At 63.4% G+C, this 13,956-nt stretch carries 14 protein-coding genes and 2 tRNA genes; 7 read left to right on the top strand and 9 right to left on the bottom strand.

All coding sequences use genetic code 11. From position 1 onward, the window contains the following. Positions 1-150: 150 nt before the first annotated feature. Together E8F11_RS26175 and E8F11_RS26170 are read right to left on the bottom strand one after the other, a co-directional pair. Positions 151-226 (bottom strand) — tRNA-Gly (locus tag E8F11_RS26175). Positions 227-241: 15 nt separating this feature from the next. After that, a tRNA-Glu gene (locus E8F11_RS26170) sits at positions 242-317 on the bottom strand. A gap of 232 nt (positions 318-549) precedes the next feature. Here E8F11_RS26170 and E8F11_RS26165 point away from each other — a divergent pair. Together E8F11_RS26165 and E8F11_RS26160 are read left to right on the top strand one after the other, a co-directional pair. Beyond that, the gene (locus E8F11_RS26165) at positions 550-1,320 is read left to right on the top strand and encodes a hypothetical protein (RefSeq protein WP_280291832.1); all 771 of its coding nucleotides are present in this window, start codon (positions 550-552) and stop codon (positions 1,318-1,320) included. A gap of 23 nt (positions 1,321-1,343) precedes the next feature. Then, positions 1,344-2,006 carry a glutathione S-transferase family protein gene (locus E8F11_RS26160; RefSeq protein WP_280291831.1) on the top strand — a complete coding sequence of 221 codons (663 nt, stop codon included), beginning with the start codon at positions 1,344-1,346 and terminating at the stop codon, positions 2,004-2,006. A gap of 239 nt (positions 2,007-2,245) precedes the next feature. Here E8F11_RS26160 and E8F11_RS26155 read toward each other — a convergent pair whose 3' ends face one another. Together E8F11_RS26155 and E8F11_RS26150 are read right to left on the bottom strand one after the other, a co-directional pair. Beyond that, the gene (locus tag E8F11_RS26155; protein WP_280291830.1) at positions 2,246-2,728 is read right to left on the bottom strand and encodes a GAF domain-containing protein; all 483 of its coding nucleotides are present in this window, start codon (positions 2,726-2,728) and stop codon (positions 2,246-2,248) included. Further along, positions 2,725-3,615, bottom strand: a complete 891-nt coding sequence (locus E8F11_RS26150) for an ATP-binding protein (RefSeq protein WP_280291829.1) — start codon at positions 3,613-3,615, stop codon at positions 2,725-2,727. Before E8F11_RS26150 ends, E8F11_RS26155 begins: the two co-directional genes overlap by 4 nt. 98 nt (positions 3,616-3,713) lie before the next feature. On the opposite strand from E8F11_RS26150, the gene E8F11_RS26145 reads away from it, so the two are divergent. Next, positions 3,714-6,041, top strand: coding sequence for a response regulator (locus E8F11_RS26145; protein ID WP_280291828.1), 2,328 nt, complete (start codon positions 3,714-3,716; stop codon positions 6,039-6,041). On the opposite strand, the gene E8F11_RS26140 is transcribed toward E8F11_RS26145, so the two are convergent. The 3 genes from E8F11_RS26140 to msrB form a co-directional block, all read right to left on the bottom strand. Further along, positions 6,022-6,489, bottom strand: a complete 468-nt coding sequence (locus E8F11_RS26140; RefSeq protein WP_280291827.1) for a MarR family transcriptional regulator — start codon at positions 6,487-6,489, stop codon at positions 6,022-6,024. The genes E8F11_RS26145 and E8F11_RS26140 overlap by 20 nt on opposite strands. After that, positions 6,486-6,971: a glutathione peroxidase gene (locus E8F11_RS26135; RefSeq protein WP_280291826.1), complete on the bottom strand. Its 486-nt coding sequence runs from the start codon at positions 6,969-6,971 to the stop codon at positions 6,486-6,488. Before E8F11_RS26135 ends, E8F11_RS26140 begins: the two co-directional genes overlap by 4 nt. Before the next feature lie 167 nt (positions 6,972-7,138). After that, the gene (msrB, locus tag E8F11_RS26130) at positions 7,139-7,531 is read right to left on the bottom strand and encodes a peptide-methionine (R)-S-oxide reductase MsrB (protein WP_280291825.1); all 393 of its coding nucleotides are present in this window, start codon (positions 7,529-7,531) and stop codon (positions 7,139-7,141) included. Between the two features lie 174 nt (positions 7,532-7,705). Here msrB and E8F11_RS26125 point away from each other — a divergent pair, with 174 nt between their 5' ends. Continuing rightward, positions 7,706-8,917, top strand: a complete 1,212-nt coding sequence (locus E8F11_RS26125; protein ID WP_280291824.1) for a pyridoxal phosphate-dependent aminotransferase — start codon at positions 7,706-7,708, stop codon at positions 8,915-8,917. A gap of 524 nt (positions 8,918-9,441) precedes the next feature. Here the strand turns inward: E8F11_RS26125 and E8F11_RS26120 are convergent. Further along, positions 9,442-9,633 carry a hypothetical protein gene (locus E8F11_RS26120; protein ID WP_280291823.1) on the bottom strand — a complete coding sequence of 64 codons (192 nt, stop codon included), beginning with the start codon at positions 9,631-9,633 and terminating at the stop codon, positions 9,442-9,444. Between the two features lie 931 nt (positions 9,634-10,564). Between E8F11_RS26120 and E8F11_RS26115 the strand changes: the two genes are divergently transcribed. Both E8F11_RS26115 and htpX read left to right on the top strand, forming a co-directional pair. Continuing rightward, positions 10,565-11,020 carry a hypothetical protein gene (locus E8F11_RS26115; protein ID WP_280291822.1) on the top strand — a complete coding sequence of 152 codons (456 nt, stop codon included), beginning with the start codon at positions 10,565-10,567 and terminating at the stop codon, positions 11,018-11,020. A gap of 87 nt (positions 11,021-11,107) precedes the next feature. Then, entirely contained in the window at positions 11,108-11,980 is an 873-nt protein-coding gene (gene htpX / locus E8F11_RS26110) for a protease HtpX (protein ID WP_280291821.1), read from the top strand. A 260-nt stretch (positions 11,981-12,240) separates the two neighbouring features. On the opposite strand, the gene E8F11_RS26105 is transcribed toward htpX, so the two are convergent. Further along, positions 12,241-12,897, bottom strand: a complete 657-nt coding sequence (locus tag E8F11_RS26105; protein WP_280291820.1) for a thiopurine S-methyltransferase — start codon at positions 12,895-12,897, stop codon at positions 12,241-12,243. Positions 12,898-12,996: 99 nt separating this feature from the next. On the opposite strand from E8F11_RS26105, the gene E8F11_RS26100 reads away from it, so the two are divergent. After that, a complete protein-coding gene (locus tag E8F11_RS26100; protein ID WP_280291819.1) occupies positions 12,997-13,764 on the top strand; it encodes a class III extradiol ring-cleavage dioxygenase in 768 nt (255 codons plus the stop codon). The last annotated feature ends 192 nt before the right edge of the window (positions 13,765-13,956 follow it).

Below are 13,956 nucleotides of genomic sequence, written 5' to 3'. Positions count from 1 at the left end.
GACTCGAACTCGCGACCCCGACCTTGGCAAGGTCGTGCTCTACCAACTGAGCTATTCCCGCATGCAACTTTTACAGCCGCGCTCGTCAGAGCGCTTCCCTCACCCTTTTCAGGCTCGGGAGGCAGGACCCTGAGGCCCTACCTTTTAATCTGGAGCGGGAAACGAGACTCGAACTCGCGACCCCGACCTTGGCAAGGTCGTGCTCTACCAACTGAGCTATTCCCGCATAACACTTCGAAATTGGCGTCCCCTAGGGGACTCGAACCCCTGTTACCGCCGTGAAAGGGCGGTGTCCTAGGCCACTAGACGAAGGGGACGCGGCCCGGAACTTACAACAGCTTTGACGCTTTCTTCCGGCCTCATCGCGCTACCACTGGCATCGCGTCGAAGTGGCGCGCATTCTATGGAGGCTTTGAACACCCGTCAACCCTCTATCGAAAACTTTTTAAAATCAAAGACTTCCGATCAAAATTTGACCCGCCTCTATGAAGGCTCCGCGGCGAGCCTCTACACTCGCCCGCACCTGACATGAACATCGGAGCCCTGCAGATGTCGCCACTCGTGATCACCCTGTTGATCGTTGTCGGTATCGTCATCCTCATCGTCATTGGCTACATCAATCATGTGGTGGAGAACAGCAAACTGGAGAAGGCTCGCCTGAAGGCCGACCTCAGCGACCGCATCCGCCGTTGCGCCGACCTTTCCGAAACCCTGCCAGGACAGATGGTCTCCCCTGCCCTCAAGCTGCTGCTCACCCACCTGCAACTGCAGCTGGGCGAGCGCCTGCTGCAAGCGGACAAGCGCGACGCTGCCCTCAAGGCGCGTCTGGAGCAACTAGGCGCGCTGGCGGGCCAGGGCGAATCCATCCCGGTGGCGAATGCGCCGCAGAAGATTCAGAGCGAAGCCAAGGCCAAGGAAGTCCGCTTCCAGCTGGAAACCCTTCACGGCCAGATCAACCGCGCCGCCCAGGACGGCCTGCTGTCCGCCCCGGATGCGAAGAACTGGGTCAAGGAAATCCGCGACATGCTGGTGCAGCTGCACGTCGAGTTCTTCACCAACCTCGGCCTGCAGGCCCTGCATGAACACCAGCCGCGCCAAGCCCGCCTGGCCTTCGAACGCGGCGTCCAGTATCTGCAGAAGCAACCCGACCCGGTTCGCTATCAGAACCAGCAACAACAACTCAAGGCACAGCTCGCCCGGGCCAATGCGCTGGTGCTGGAGTCCACCCAACCCGAGGCCGACGAAACCAGCACGCTGACCGAAGGTCTGAAGTCATTGGATGATGACGACGACTGGAAGAAGAAGAACATCTACGACTGATCCGCTCAGACAAGGACCTCCCGATGAGCCCAACCCTCTACGGTGCCCCGCTGTCCCCCTTCGTGCGCAAGGTGCGCCTCTACCTGCTGGAGAAGGGCCTGGACTACCAACTCGAATTCGTCACCCCCTTTGGCCAGCCCGCCTGGTTCCGCGAGCTGAGCCCGCTGGGGCGGATTCCGGCGATGCGCGACGGCGACGTGACCCTCGCTGACTCCAGCGTCATCTGCCAGTACCTGGAGGAGAAGCATCCTCAGCTCGCCCCGCTGTACGGCCGTGATGCCGAGGAGCGCGCACGGGTGCGCTGGCTGGAGAAATATTCGGACTACGAAGTCGCGCCGCTCGCCACCTTCGGTGTGTTCCGCAACCGCGCGCTGAAACCCACCATGGGCCAACCCTGCGATGAAGCCGCGGTGCAGGCCGCCCTCACCGACAAGCTGCCGCCCCACTTCGACTACCTGGAAAAAGCCCTGGGCAGCGCCGAGTACTTCGTCGGCGAGCGACTGACCATGGCGGATCTCGCCTTTACCACGCAGTTGATCAATATGGAGCACGGCGGCGAGCGCCTGGACGCCGAACGCTGGCCACGACTGGCTGCGCACTACGAGCGCATCACCGCGCGGGACTCGGTGCAGGCCGTGGTGCCGGCGGAGCAGAAGATGCTGGCCAAGCTCAGCGGCCGGGCCTGAACGTTCCAATTATCCCGACGAAGCAGCCCGGACCAGTCCGGGCTTTTTCTTTGCAGCGCAGTCCGCAGGATGGGTCGGTGGCGTTTCGCTGAACAATGCGGCGCACATCGATTAGTTAGGACGGGCCACGGGTGCGCGGGACCTGTAGGGTGGATGTCGCTTTTTACATCCACCAACGAGGCCACTCCGAACTCCGCTGGTGGACATGGAAAGCGATGTCCACCCTACGAAATGCGCTGTCAGCAGTCGGTCAGGCGCAGGAAAATGGCCGCCAGATGTTCGATGCCGGCCTGGTCCTCTGCGGTGAAGCGCGCCACTTTCGGGCTGTCCAGGTCAAGCACGCCGATCAGGCGATCATCCTTGACCAGGGGCACCACCAGCTCGCTGTTGGACGCGCTGTCGCAGGCGATATGCCCGGGGAAGGCATGCACGTCTTCCACACGCTGGGTTTCCCGGGTACGCGCCGCGGCGCCGCAGACGCCACGGCTGAAGGGAATCCGCACGCAGGCCACCTTGCCCTGGAAGGGCCCGAGCACCAGCTCTTCGTTGCGATTGAGGTAGAAGCCGGCCCAGTTCAGGTCCGCCAGCTCGTTGAAGAGGAAGGCGGAGAACTGCGCGCTGTTGGCGATGAAATCGCGCTCGTCAGCCAGCAGGGACTCCAGTTGGGCGGCCAACAGCGCATAGCCGGAAAGGCCGGCGCCGGCCTGTTGCAGGTCGATCATTTGGAAGACTCCAGCAAAGCCAGCCCGACCCAGTGGCGGGCGAATTGATAGGCACAACGGCCGTTGCGGTTGCCGCGCCCCAGGGCCCAGCGAATCGCCAGTTTTTCCAGCTCCTCGGTCCACTCCCAGTCCAGCGCGGCGGGCTGGGCCAGTACGCCGACCCAGTGGCGCACCACGGCGAGGAAATGGTCCTGGGTGAAGGGATAGAAGGACAGCCAGAGGCCGAAGCGGTCGGACAGGGCGATCTTGTCCTCCACCGCCTCGTTGGGATGCAACTCGCCGTCGACCATCTCCCAATGCTCGTTGTCGCTCTGCTTCTCCGGTACCAGGTGACGGCGGTTGGAGGTGGCATAGAGCAGCACGTTGTCTGGCGCGCGCTCCAGGGAACCGTCCAGCACGCTCTTCAGCACACGGTAGTCGCCCTCGCCCGCTTCGAAGGACAGGTCGTCGCAGAACAGCACGAAGCGCTGCGACTGCCCGGCCAGTTGTTCCACCACGCGCGGCAGGTCGGCCAGGTGGTCGCGCTCGATCTCGATCAGGCGCAGCCCGGCGCCCGCATGCTCGGCCAGCAAGGCGCGCACCAGGGAGGATTTGCCCGTACCACGGGCACCCCAGAGCAAGGCATGGTTGGCCGGCAGGCCGTCGACGAACTGGCGGGTGTTGCGTGCCAGCTGCTCGCGCTGGGTGTCGACGCCGATCAGGTCGGCCAGGGACAGGTCCAGGCTCACCGCCAGCGGCTGCAGGTAGCCGCTGCGGCCCTCACGGTGCCAACGCGCGGCGAGGCAGTGTTGCCAGTCGATGGCCGGGCGGGTCGCCGGCAACAGGGGTTCGAGGCGAGCCAGCACGGCATCGGCACGCTCGAGAAATGCATTCAAACGGGAATCCACGGTCAACTCCTTGGCTCAGCCGCAGTCACCACGCACTGCTGGCAGACCGGATAGGCTATGCTTGGCAGGCCCTCGGAACAAGGCCAATCCCACCGCCAATGGATATTCCGCTGACTCAACGGCTGTCGTTCAAACAGGCCAGCCTGACGGTTCTGGTGGCGTTCATCCTCGGGACCGTCCTGAGCATCATCCAGGTGGCCAGCGACTACCTCAACGAAAACGCCTCGATCGACCGGGAGATCAAGGCCCTCCTCGAGATCGCCCACAGCCCCGCCGCCCGAATCGCCTACAACATCGATGCCGAACTCGCCCAGGAACTGGTGCTCGGCCTCCTGCGCTCGCCGGCGGTGATACGCGCCGAGATCATCGACAACAACGGTGCGGTGCTGGCCAGCGTCAGTCGCCCGCGCACCGAGAGCGACTTCCGCATCTTCAGCGACTACCTGTTCGACGAGCGTCGCGAGTTCGAGGACCCGCTCTACATCATCCATGCACCCAACGAGACCCTCGGCGTGCTGCGCCTGGAAGTGGACACCTTCGCCTTCGGCAGCCACTTCCTGCGCCGCGCCATGCTCACCCTCCTCAGCGGTTTCGTGCGCAGCCTGCTGCTGTCGCTGATCCTCCTGGTGCTCTTCTACAGCATGCTGACCAAGCCCCTGGTGGGGTTGATCCGCGCCCTCAGCGAGCGCGACCCGCGCGCCGCACCGGACACCAAGCTGCCCTGCCCGCCCGGCCACGAACAGGACGAGATCGGCGTGCTGGTGGAAGTGATCAACCGGCAGCTGGCCAGCCTTTCCGCCGAGATGCACCAGCGCCGGGAAGCCGACCAGCGCCTGACCCAGTACCTCGCCGAGCTGGAGAACATAGTCTCGGCACGCACCGCCGAACTGAAGGCCGCCAACAGCCGCCTCAGCCGTTACAACCAGGAGCTGGAAGCGGCTCGCAGCACGGCACTGGAGATGGCCAAGGCGCGCGCCGCCTTCCTCGCCAACATGAGCCACGAGATCCGCACGCCACTCAACGGCTTGCTGGGGATGCTCGACCTGGCCCTGGACGGCGCGCTGAGCAACGAGCAGCGCCGCCAGCTACAGATCGCCCACGACTCGGGCAGCGTGCTGGTGGAACTGCTCAACGACATCCTCGACCTGTCCAAGTTCGAGGCCGGCCAACTGGAGCTGGAGCAGATTCCCTTTGACCTGGGCACCCTGGTCGAAGACACAGCCAACCTGCTGTCGCAGAACACCTCGCCCGGCGTGGAACTGACCTGCCTGATCGACCCGCAGCTGCCGGGGCTGGTGATGGGCGATCCGACCCGGGTGCGCCAGGTGGTCAGCAACCTGCTGTCCAACGCCCTCAAATTCACCCGCATCGGCCGTGTCGACCTGCGCGTCGCCCCCAGCCCTGGCGGTGTACTGGTCACCGTCCGCGACACCGGCATCGGCATCTCCGCCGAATCCCTGCCCAAGCTGTTCCAGCCCTTCTCCCAGGCCAGCGCGGGGATCACCCGGCAATTCGGCGGCACCGGCCTCGGCCTGGCCCTGACCCGCCACCTCTGCGAAGCCATGCAGGGCCAGCTGGACGTCAAGTCCCAGGAAGGACTTGGCAGCCTGTTCAGCGCCGAGCTGCCGCTGGTGGAGCACAGCCCGCCGGAGCCGCGCCCCCCCCTGCAGGGCAAGGTGGTCGCCCTGTGCAGCGCGAAAAGCGGCCTGGCCGAGCTGCTCGGCACCTGGCTGCCGCGGTGGCATCTCGACTTCGAGCGGCGCGACAGCGATGCCAACCTGGCCGGCGTGCAGGCCGACCTGCTGATCAGTGACAATCCGGACGGCCTGGAAAGCATGCGTCGCACCGTCCAGGCACCCGTCCTGCTGGTGACCGGTTACGGCAGCTTCCTGCCGGCGCCACGCGCGGCAACCCTGACGCCCCTGCACCAGTTGGCCCGACCGCTGTCACGCGCGGCGCTTTATCAGGCCCTGCGGCAGGTACTGCTGCAACTGCCGGAAGAGGCACCCACAGCGCCTCCGCCAGCGCCCGAGCCACAGCACCGAAACGCGCGCGTGCTGCTGGTGGAGGACAACGCGGTGAACCAGCTCGTGGCCAAGGGCATGCTGGCCAAGCTGGGTTGCGAAGTGCTGCTGGCCAGCCACGGCGCCGAGGCCCTCAGCCGCCTGGAGCAGAACCCGGTCGACCTGGTGCTGATGGACTGCAACATGCCGGTAATGGATGGCTACGAAGCCACCCGGCGCATCCGCCAGAGCGGCCGCTGGCCGGACCTGCCGATCATCGCCCTGACCGCCAACGCCCTGCCGGACGAACGCGAACGCTGCCGCGCCGCCGGCATGGACGACTACCTGGCCAAGCCCTTCCGCCGGGAAGAACTGGTGGCCCTGCTCGACAGCTGGCTGCCTGCTACTCAGGCAACCCCATGAGCTGACCCAGCAGCTCGCCGAGGCGCTCGCGCAGTTCCGCCATCTCGTTGAGGTCCAGGCCGCTCGAGCAGATCAGTTCGTTGCGCAGCGGCATGACCTTGTCCCGCAGGCCCGTGCCCTCCTCCGTCAGCGCCAGGTGCACCTCGCGCTCGTCGTGGGCGGCGCGCTGACGCCGTACCAGGCCGAGCTGTTCCAAGCGCTTGAGCAGCGGCGTGAGGGTGCCGGAATCCAGCAGCAGGCGCTCGCCCAGGGCCTTGACCGTAGGCTGCTCCGGCGGCCGGACGTGCCACTCCCAGAGCACCAGCATGACCAGGTACTGCGGGTAGGTCAGGCCGAGGGGCTCCAGCAGCGGCCGATAGCCACGGATCACCGCGCGGGAGGCGGCGTACAGCTTGAAGCAGAGCTGGTTGTCCAGCAGAAGCTCGGGTTCGATGGGCAGCTTGCTCATTTCAGCAGGGCTTCGATCTCGGCAGTGATCTCTTCCGGCTTGGTGGTGGGCGCGAAACGCTTGATCCGCTGGCCGTCCTGACTGATCAGGAACTTGGTGAAGTTCCACTTGATGCCCTGGCTACCCAGCAGACCCGGGGCGCGCTTCTTCAGCTGCACGTAGAGCGGGTGGGCATCGGTGCCGTTGACGTCGATCTTCTTGAACAACGGGAAGCTGACGCCGAAGTTCAGTTCGCAGAACTCACTGATGGCGCCTTCGTCGCCCGGCTCCTGCTTGCCGAACTGGTTGCAAGGGAAGCCCAGCACTACCAGCCCCTTGTCCTTGTACTGCTGCCAGAGGCTTTCCAGCCCCTTGTACTGCGGGGTGAAGCCGCACTTGCTGGCCGTATTGACCACTAGCAAGGCCTTGCCGCCGAAGTCCGCGAGAGTCTTCTGCTCGCCTTGGATGGTGGTAACGGGGATATCGAGAAGCTTGTCGCTCATGGCCTGGACCTGTTCTGGGAAAGGATGACAGACAAAAGATAGTCATCAATTAAATTGCGTGCAATCTAAATTTCGGAGCTTCCACGCCAGGCACAGGCAGGAGCGAGCTTGCCCGCGAACAGCCTTGCGAGCCTTCGCGAGCAAGCTCGCTCCTACAGGAAAGGCATTCAGCGCGGTTCGAGCTTCAGCGACACCGAATTGATGCAATAGCGCAGGCCGGTGGGCCGCGGGCCGTCGGGGAAGACATGGCCCAGGTGCGCATCGCAGCGGGCGCAGCGCACTTCGATGCGCTGCATGCCGTGGCTGGAGTCCTCGCGTTCGGCGATGACATCCTTGCCCACCGGCTGGAAGTAACTCGGCCAGCCGCTGCCGGAATCGTACTTCGCGTCGGAATCGAACAGCGCCTCGCCGCAGCAGGCGCAGTGGTAGATGCCCGGGGTCTTGGTGGCGTAGTACTCGCCGGTGAAGGCTCGCTCGGTACCGCCCAGGCGGCAAACGTGGAACTGGGTGTCGGAAAGCTCCTCGCGCCAGGTTTCCAGGGGTTTCTCTAGCTTGTCCATGACAGTCCTCGGCAATGGTAAAAAAGCCCGGTCCCGACCTTTTCGGGCCATCGGGCCGCACGTATCATGCGCGGTTCATCAGACGCCAGTCTGGCAGCGGCGTTACAGGCTGCCAAGGCGCATCGATCCCCGTCGCCCGGCGCGACCCTTTTCATCTCGGGACAGTTACGCATCATGCAGGTCAGCAAATCGAACAAGCTCGCCAACGTCTGCTATGACATCCGCGGACCGGTGCTCAAGCACGCCAAGCGCCTGGAAGAGGAAGGCCACCGCATCCTCAAGCTGAACATCGGCAACCCGGCGCCGTTCGGTTTCGAGGCGCCTGAGGAAATTCTCCAGGACGTCATCCGCAACCTGCCCACCGCCCAGGGCTACAGCGACTCCAAGGGCCTGTTCAGCGCGCGCAAGGCCGTGATGCAGTACTACCAGCAGAAGCAGGTGGAAGGCATCGGCATCGAGGACATCTACCTCGGCAACGGCGTGTCAGAGCTGATCGTGATGTGCATGCAGGCGCTGCTCAACAACGGTGACGAGGTGCTGATCCCGGCGCCGGACTATCCGCTCTGGACCGCCTCGGTGAGCCTCGCTGGCGGCAAGCCGGTGCACTACCTGTGCGACGAGCAGGCCAACTGGTGGCCGGACCTGGAAGACATCAAGGCCAAGATCACCCCGAACACCAAGGCCATGGTGATCATCAACCCGAACAACCCCACCGGCGCCGTATATTCCAAGGAAGTGCTGGAAGGCATGGTGGAACTGGCGCGCCAGCACAACCTGGTGCTCTTCTCCGACGAGATCTACGACAAGATCCTCTACGACGGCGCCGTGCACATCTCCACCGCCTCCCTGGCGCCGGACGTGCTCTGCCTGACCTTCAACGGCCTGTCCAAGTCCTACCGCGTAGCCGGCTTCCGCTCCGGCTGGGTGGCCATCTCCGGGCCCAAGCAGAAGGCCCAGAGCTACATCGAAGGCATCGACATCCTGGCCAACATGCGCCTGTGCGCCAACGTGCCGAGCCAGCATGCGATCCAGACCGCCCTCGGCGGCTACCAGAGCATCAATGACCTGGTGCTGCCCCACGGCCGCCTGCTGGAACAGCGCAACCGCGCCTGGGAGCTGCTCAACGACATCCCCGGGGTCAGCTGCGTCAAGCCCATGGGTGCGCTCTACGCCTTCCCGAAGATCGATCCCAAGGTCTGCCCGATCCACAACGACGAGAAGTTCGTCCTCGACCTGCTGCTCTCCGAGAAGCTGCTGATCGTCCAGGGCACCGCCTTCAACTGGCCCTGGCCGGACCACTTCCGCGTGGTCACCCTGCCCCGCGTCGACGACCTCGAGCAGGCCATCGGCCGTATCGGCAACTTCCTCAAGTCGTATCGTCAGTAACGGCCAATGGATCTGCAGATCGACGACATCTACAGCTTCCACCCTGAAGCGCTGGAAGCCCCGGCCTTCAAGGGCTCCAGCCCTGCAGTTGCGTAGAATTCTTGCGTAGGGTGATGGGTAGAACTCTCTCAGGGTCTACCCATGACAACGCAGAAAGATCACCTCAGCCTTCGCGGCGACACTTGGCACGCTCGCCTCGACATTCCCGCTGACGTCCGCCCTCACTTCGGCCATCGCAGGGTGCTCAGCGAGTGCCTGAAGACTGGTAACAAGCGCCTCGCCCGAGAACGTGGAGCGCTACTGGTTGCCCAGTTGAAGTCGGATAGCATGCTCAACCGTGCCAAGGACCAGGACACCCAACGCCAACAGGCTGATGAACGTGCAGCCGTCTGTCACCCTCGCGGCGTACCACATGCCTAGGGCGTATTCTGGAAATGTCCCATAAGAGGACAACAAGCCATCGCAGCCCTTTCCCCATCGGGCATACGTAAACGCGGTGGCTTTTTATTTGGGCCGGGGAAAAGCTACGGGAGCGTCATCGCCAGATACAGGGCAAAGCAACCGGCAGTGGCAACAGTCGCAAGCACAAGGGCATTCACCCGTTTCAGGCTTCTTTCTTCGTCTGCATCGCTGGTGTAACTGACAGCAGCAATCAGGCCCATATGCATTAACCAGATGGCGGCGCTTATCCCCGCCAGAATAAATTCCCTTTCCATCCTTGCCCCTTGTAGTGCTCCATTCCTGCCAGTGTATCCGGTAGTTTGGAAACGTCCCCGCTCTGTGTAATCCCGGCTGGCGGGGGGGGCATTGGAAAGGTATTCGCGTTTGGAACTATCGTACTGAAATCCTGCTGACTGTCATCTAAACTTAACAGTTACCCCGTGTGAGTGCGGGGGTGTGCTCTTAAGGTCGTCACGGCATTCCCCGTGTGATGCTCGCAGCCGTGGCGGCCTCTTTTCCTTCCGCCGTCCGTCCCCGTCACGCTTGCCCGCGTACACGCGGCGTATGATGAAGGTGTCCCGTGAAGAGGACAGAAAGCCATCGCAGTCCTTCCCCTTGGGCATTACATATTGCGGTGGCTTTCTTATTTCCGGTGGGTAGGGGCACGGGGTACGAGGTGGGAAACGTCCTAGTAGAAACGACAAAGCCCGCGCGAAGCGGGGTCTGATGGTTACTCATAGAACGCGATGGTTCCTTTAAGCTGTTCCGCAAAGGTGTAGATGTCGTCCAGAGACGCGATGGGGTGCCGAGTCTCGTTCTTCTCGCGGTCGAAAATACAAAACCATCATTACTGTTATTACCTTCCATCACCCAACTTTCCATAGTCTAATTTTGATTTATGAAGAAATCATTCCTACTCATTACAGGAATACCAGCAGCCAGACACTTACGTTGTGATAGCCATCCCGCGTTTTGATTGGGTGCGTTGGAGTGCCGTCATCAAGAACAGATGGCCACTACACCGTGGCAGACCGGAAAGCCAATGAGCCCAGCAAGAGCACATAGATGTAGCGAAAGACACACGGCCCCTCTGCCCGCCTTCGGGTACACTCCACGCCCGAGAGTGATGGGTAGTGATTTGCGTAGAAATGCTGCGTAGTCTTCCAGCCAGCTCACGCGCTCAACATATTGATTTTTAAGGTTTTTATGACGGACCTGCAGATCGACGACTTCTACAAGGACTGCGCCGCCGGCCTGCTGCAGCTGTATCAGGCCTTCCCGCGGCGCATAGCCCTCTACGTGGAGGACCTGATCGGCCCGTCCGAGCCGGACGAGTTCGGCCTGCCCAGCAAGCGCCACGAGAGCTGCCTGGGCGCCCTGCTCTGGCTCGCCGACGAAGGCTACCTGCGCTTCGACAGCAGCATCCGTTTCGAGGCCCTGGACCAGGCGGTCCTGACCGAAAAAGGCTTTCTCCGGCTGTCCCGCTCGCTATCCGCCGCACGGGCCAATCCACCGGACCTGCCACCCAGCATCCTGCGGGTCCGCGCCAGCCTTGCGCAGCAACTGCGCGAAGCCCTGCGCAGCGCCGACAGCGAGCGCCTCGCGCGCCTGGCTCGTCTAGTCTTCGAAAGTGAATCAGACGCGACAGGCGACATAGTTTGAAATAGTCCCCGGTTGAATACGCCAGGGCCGCCCCTTATATACCCCGCATACCAAAACGCTTTCCGCCGTGAGGAGACTGTTCCAATCATGATGCGCATTCTGTTGTTCCTGGCCACGAACCTTGCAGTACTGGTGATTGCCAGCATCACCCTGAAATTACTGGGGGTGGACCGTTTCACGGGCCAGAACTACGGCAGCCTGCTGGTCTTCTGCGCCGTGTTCGGCTTCGCCGGCTCGCTGGTTTCGCTGTTCATCTCCAAGTGGATGGCGAAGATGAGCACCGGCACCGAAATCATCACCCAACCGCGTACCCGCCACGAGCAATGGCTGCTGCAGACCGTCGAGCAGCTGTCCCGCGAAGCCGGCATCAAGATGCCCGAGGTCGGTATCTTCCCCGCCTACGAGGCCAACGCCTTCGCCACCGGCTGGAACAAGAACGACGCGCTGGTGGCGGTGAGCCAGGGCCTGCTGGAGCGCTTCTCGCCCGATGAAGTGAAGGCCGTGCTGGCCCACGAGATCGGCCACGTGGCCAATGGCGACATGGTCACCCTGGCGCTGATCCAGGGCGTGGTGAACACCTTCGTGATGTTCTTTGCACGTATCTTCGGCAACTTCGTCGACAAGGTGATCCTGAAGAACGAAGAAGGCCCGGGCATCGGCTACTTCATCGCGACCATCTTCGCCGAATTGGTCCTGGGCATCCTGGCCAGCATCATCGTCATGTGGTTCTCGCGCCGCCGCGAGTTCAAGGCGGACGAAGCCGGCGCCAGCCTGGCCGGCACCAACGCCATGATCGGCGCCCTGCAACGCCTGCGCGCCGAACAGGGTGTGCCGGTGCAGATGCCTGACAGCCTGACCGCCTTCGGCATCAACGGCGGCCTGAAGCACGGCCTCGCCGGCCTGCTGATGAGCCACCCGCCGCTGGAAGACCGCATCGAGGCCCTGCGCCGCCGCGGTTGAAACGATTCACACTGACTTGGGCGGCCCATGGGCCGCCCTTTTTTTGTCTGCAGAAAGGCCCAGTGGAAGCGAATTCGTTCGCGATTGGGCCTTGCAGTCGCATTTCGGGCTCCCAGCGGAGCCCTAACAGCCCTTACCCCTGCCCCGCTCTGCGCCCCAGAGGGAGAGGGGGCTGTCCGCGCGCCGCCAGGCTTTTTGCTCTTCAACTTGTGGGGGCGAATTCATTCGCTATGCAGGCCGGAGGCCTGCCCTGACGCAATCTACCGCCGACGCAGCCTGAACACCGGCTCATGCAGGCTATCCAGCCCACGGGAGGCAAACTTCCAGTTCTTCTCCAGCACATCGCAGCGCTCGAGCATTTCCACTTCCCAGCCCGCCTCCAGATGTTTGCGCACTTCGGCTTCCGACACCGAGAACGGCGGCCCGTCCAGACGGGCCTGCTCGTAATCCAGGGTGACCAGCAGCCCATCGCAGGGCGACGGCAGGATGCGTTCCAGATGCGCCACATAGTCGTCACGCATGCCCTGCGGCAGGGCGATCAGCGCCGCCCTGTCGTAGAGCGCCCGGCAATCGGCGACATCGGCAGCGGTCACCGCGAAGAAATCCCCCTGGAGAATCTCGATGGCGCCCGCCCTGTAGCGACGCAGATTCCCGTGCTGCGACACCTCGGACTCAAGCCCCTGCTCGGCGAAGAAGTCCTCCACCGCGCGCTCCGCCAGCTCCACGCCGAGCACCCGATGGCCCTGCCCGGCCAGCCAGAGCATGTCCAGGGTCTTGCCGCACAGGGGTACCAGCACCTGGCAACCGGCAGGCAGTTGCAGCTGCGGCCAGTAACGTTCGAGGTAGGGGTTGGTCTCGCGCTGATGGAAACCGATCTGATTCTCCGCCCAGCGCGCCTGCCAGAATTGCTCGTCCATGATTCCTCCATCAATTCGATCAAATAGCTCAAATATTTATACTGGAAATCGATATATCCAGCCCGGATGATGCCCGCATCCTACCGGAGGAATTCCGAAATGCTACCCAGCCTCTTTATCTCCCACGGCTCCCCCATGCTCGCCCTGGAACCCGGGGCCAGCGGCCCGGCACTCAAGGCCCTGGCCGATGCACTGCCGCGGCCCAAGGCGATCCTGGTGGTCTCCGCCCACTGGGAAAGCGACCGCCTGCTGCTCAGCGGCGGTGCCCAGCCGGAGACCTGGCATGACTTCTACGGCTTCCCATCAGCGCTCTACGCCGTGCAGTACCCAGCCCCCGGCGCGCCGGAACTGGCCAGGGAAATCGCCAACCTCCTGACCGAAGCCGGCCTTACCGCCGGAGTCGATGCGGAGCGCCCCTTCGACCACGGCACCTGGGTCCCGCTGTCGCTGATGTACCCGGATGCCAACATCCCGGTGGTCCAGCTGTCGCTGCCCACCCGCCTCGGCCCGGCCTTCCAGACCCGCGTCGGCCGTGCCCTGGCCGGCCTGCGCCAGCGCGGCATCCTGCTGATCGGTTCCGGCAGCATCACCCACAACCTGGGCGAACTGGACTGGCGCGCCGGCCCGGACGTGATCACACCCTGGGCCAAGGAGTTCCGCGACTGGATGGCGGCGCACCTGGAGGCTGACGACGAAGCCGCCCTGCACGACTATCGCCGCCTCGCCCCTCACGCCGCCCGCAACCATCCCCGGGACGAACACCTGCTGCCGCTCTACTTCGCCCGTGGCGCCGGCGACCGTTTCGGCCTGGTGCACAGCGGCTTCACCCTGGGTGCGCTGGGGATGGATATCTACCGCTTCGACTGAAGCCGTGGGGCCTTGCTCTTCTGTGGGGGCGAATTCATTCGCTATGCAGACCGCAGGTCTGCCTTTCGGCTTCGCAGATCCTACGTAAGCGCTTCTGAGCCGCCGAACGCCCATAAAAAAGGTTGTTCACGGATTTTCGGGGAGGCATTGGATTCGCGCTGGATTGGCAAGATTGTCTGATAGCCATTGATT

It is taken from the genome of Pseudomonas sp. BN417 (assembly GCF_029871205.1).
Taxonomy (GTDB): Bacteria; Pseudomonadota; Gammaproteobacteria; order Pseudomonadales; family Pseudomonadaceae; genus Metapseudomonas.
The sequence above is the reverse complement of the archived record's forward strand: the minus strand, read 5'-3'. Positions and strand labels throughout refer to the sequence as shown.

What these genes read in the sequence shown, in the direction of transcription:
- E8F11_RS26125 (WP_280291824.1), top strand. Translation starts at nt 7,706, where the DNA reads ATGCAGGTCAGCAAATCGAACAAGCTCGCCAACGTCTGCTATGACATC.
- E8F11_RS26115 (WP_280291822.1), top strand. Translation starts at nt 10,565, where the DNA reads ATGACGGACCTGCAGATCGACGACTTCTACAAGGACTGCGCCGCCGGC.
- E8F11_RS26120 (WP_280291823.1), bottom strand. Translation starts at nt 9,633, where the DNA reads ATGGAAAGGGAATTTATTCTGGCGGGGATAAGCGCCGCCATCTGGTTA.
- E8F11_RS26145 (WP_280291828.1), top strand. Translation starts at nt 3,714, where the DNA reads ATGGATATTCCGCTGACTCAACGGCTGTCGTTCAAACAGGCCAGCCTG.
- E8F11_RS26100 (WP_280291819.1), top strand. Translation starts at nt 12,997, where the DNA reads ATGCTACCCAGCCTCTTTATCTCCCACGGCTCCCCCATGCTCGCCCTG.
- E8F11_RS26135 (WP_280291826.1), bottom strand. Translation starts at nt 6,971, where the DNA reads ATGAGCGACAAGCTTCTCGATATCCCCGTTACCACCATCCAAGGCGAG.
- htpX (WP_280291821.1), top strand. Translation starts at nt 11,108, where the DNA reads ATGATGCGCATTCTGTTGTTCCTGGCCACGAACCTTGCAGTACTGGTG.
- E8F11_RS26140 (WP_280291827.1), bottom strand. Translation starts at nt 6,489, where the DNA reads ATGAGCAAGCTGCCCATCGAACCCGAGCTTCTGCTGGACAACCAGCTC.
- msrB (WP_280291825.1), bottom strand. Translation starts at nt 7,531, where the DNA reads ATGGACAAGCTAGAGAAACCCCTGGAAACCTGGCGCGAGGAGCTTTCC.
- E8F11_RS26165 (WP_280291832.1), top strand. Translation starts at nt 550, where the DNA reads ATGTCGCCACTCGTGATCACCCTGTTGATCGTTGTCGGTATCGTCATC.
- E8F11_RS26105 (WP_280291820.1), bottom strand. Translation starts at nt 12,897, where the DNA reads ATGGACGAGCAATTCTGGCAGGCGCGCTGGGCGGAGAATCAGATCGGT.
- E8F11_RS26160 (WP_280291831.1), top strand. Translation starts at nt 1,344, where the DNA reads ATGAGCCCAACCCTCTACGGTGCCCCGCTGTCCCCCTTCGTGCGCAAG.
- E8F11_RS26155 (WP_280291830.1), bottom strand. Translation starts at nt 2,728, where the DNA reads ATGATCGACCTGCAACAGGCCGGCGCCGGCCTTTCCGGCTATGCGCTG.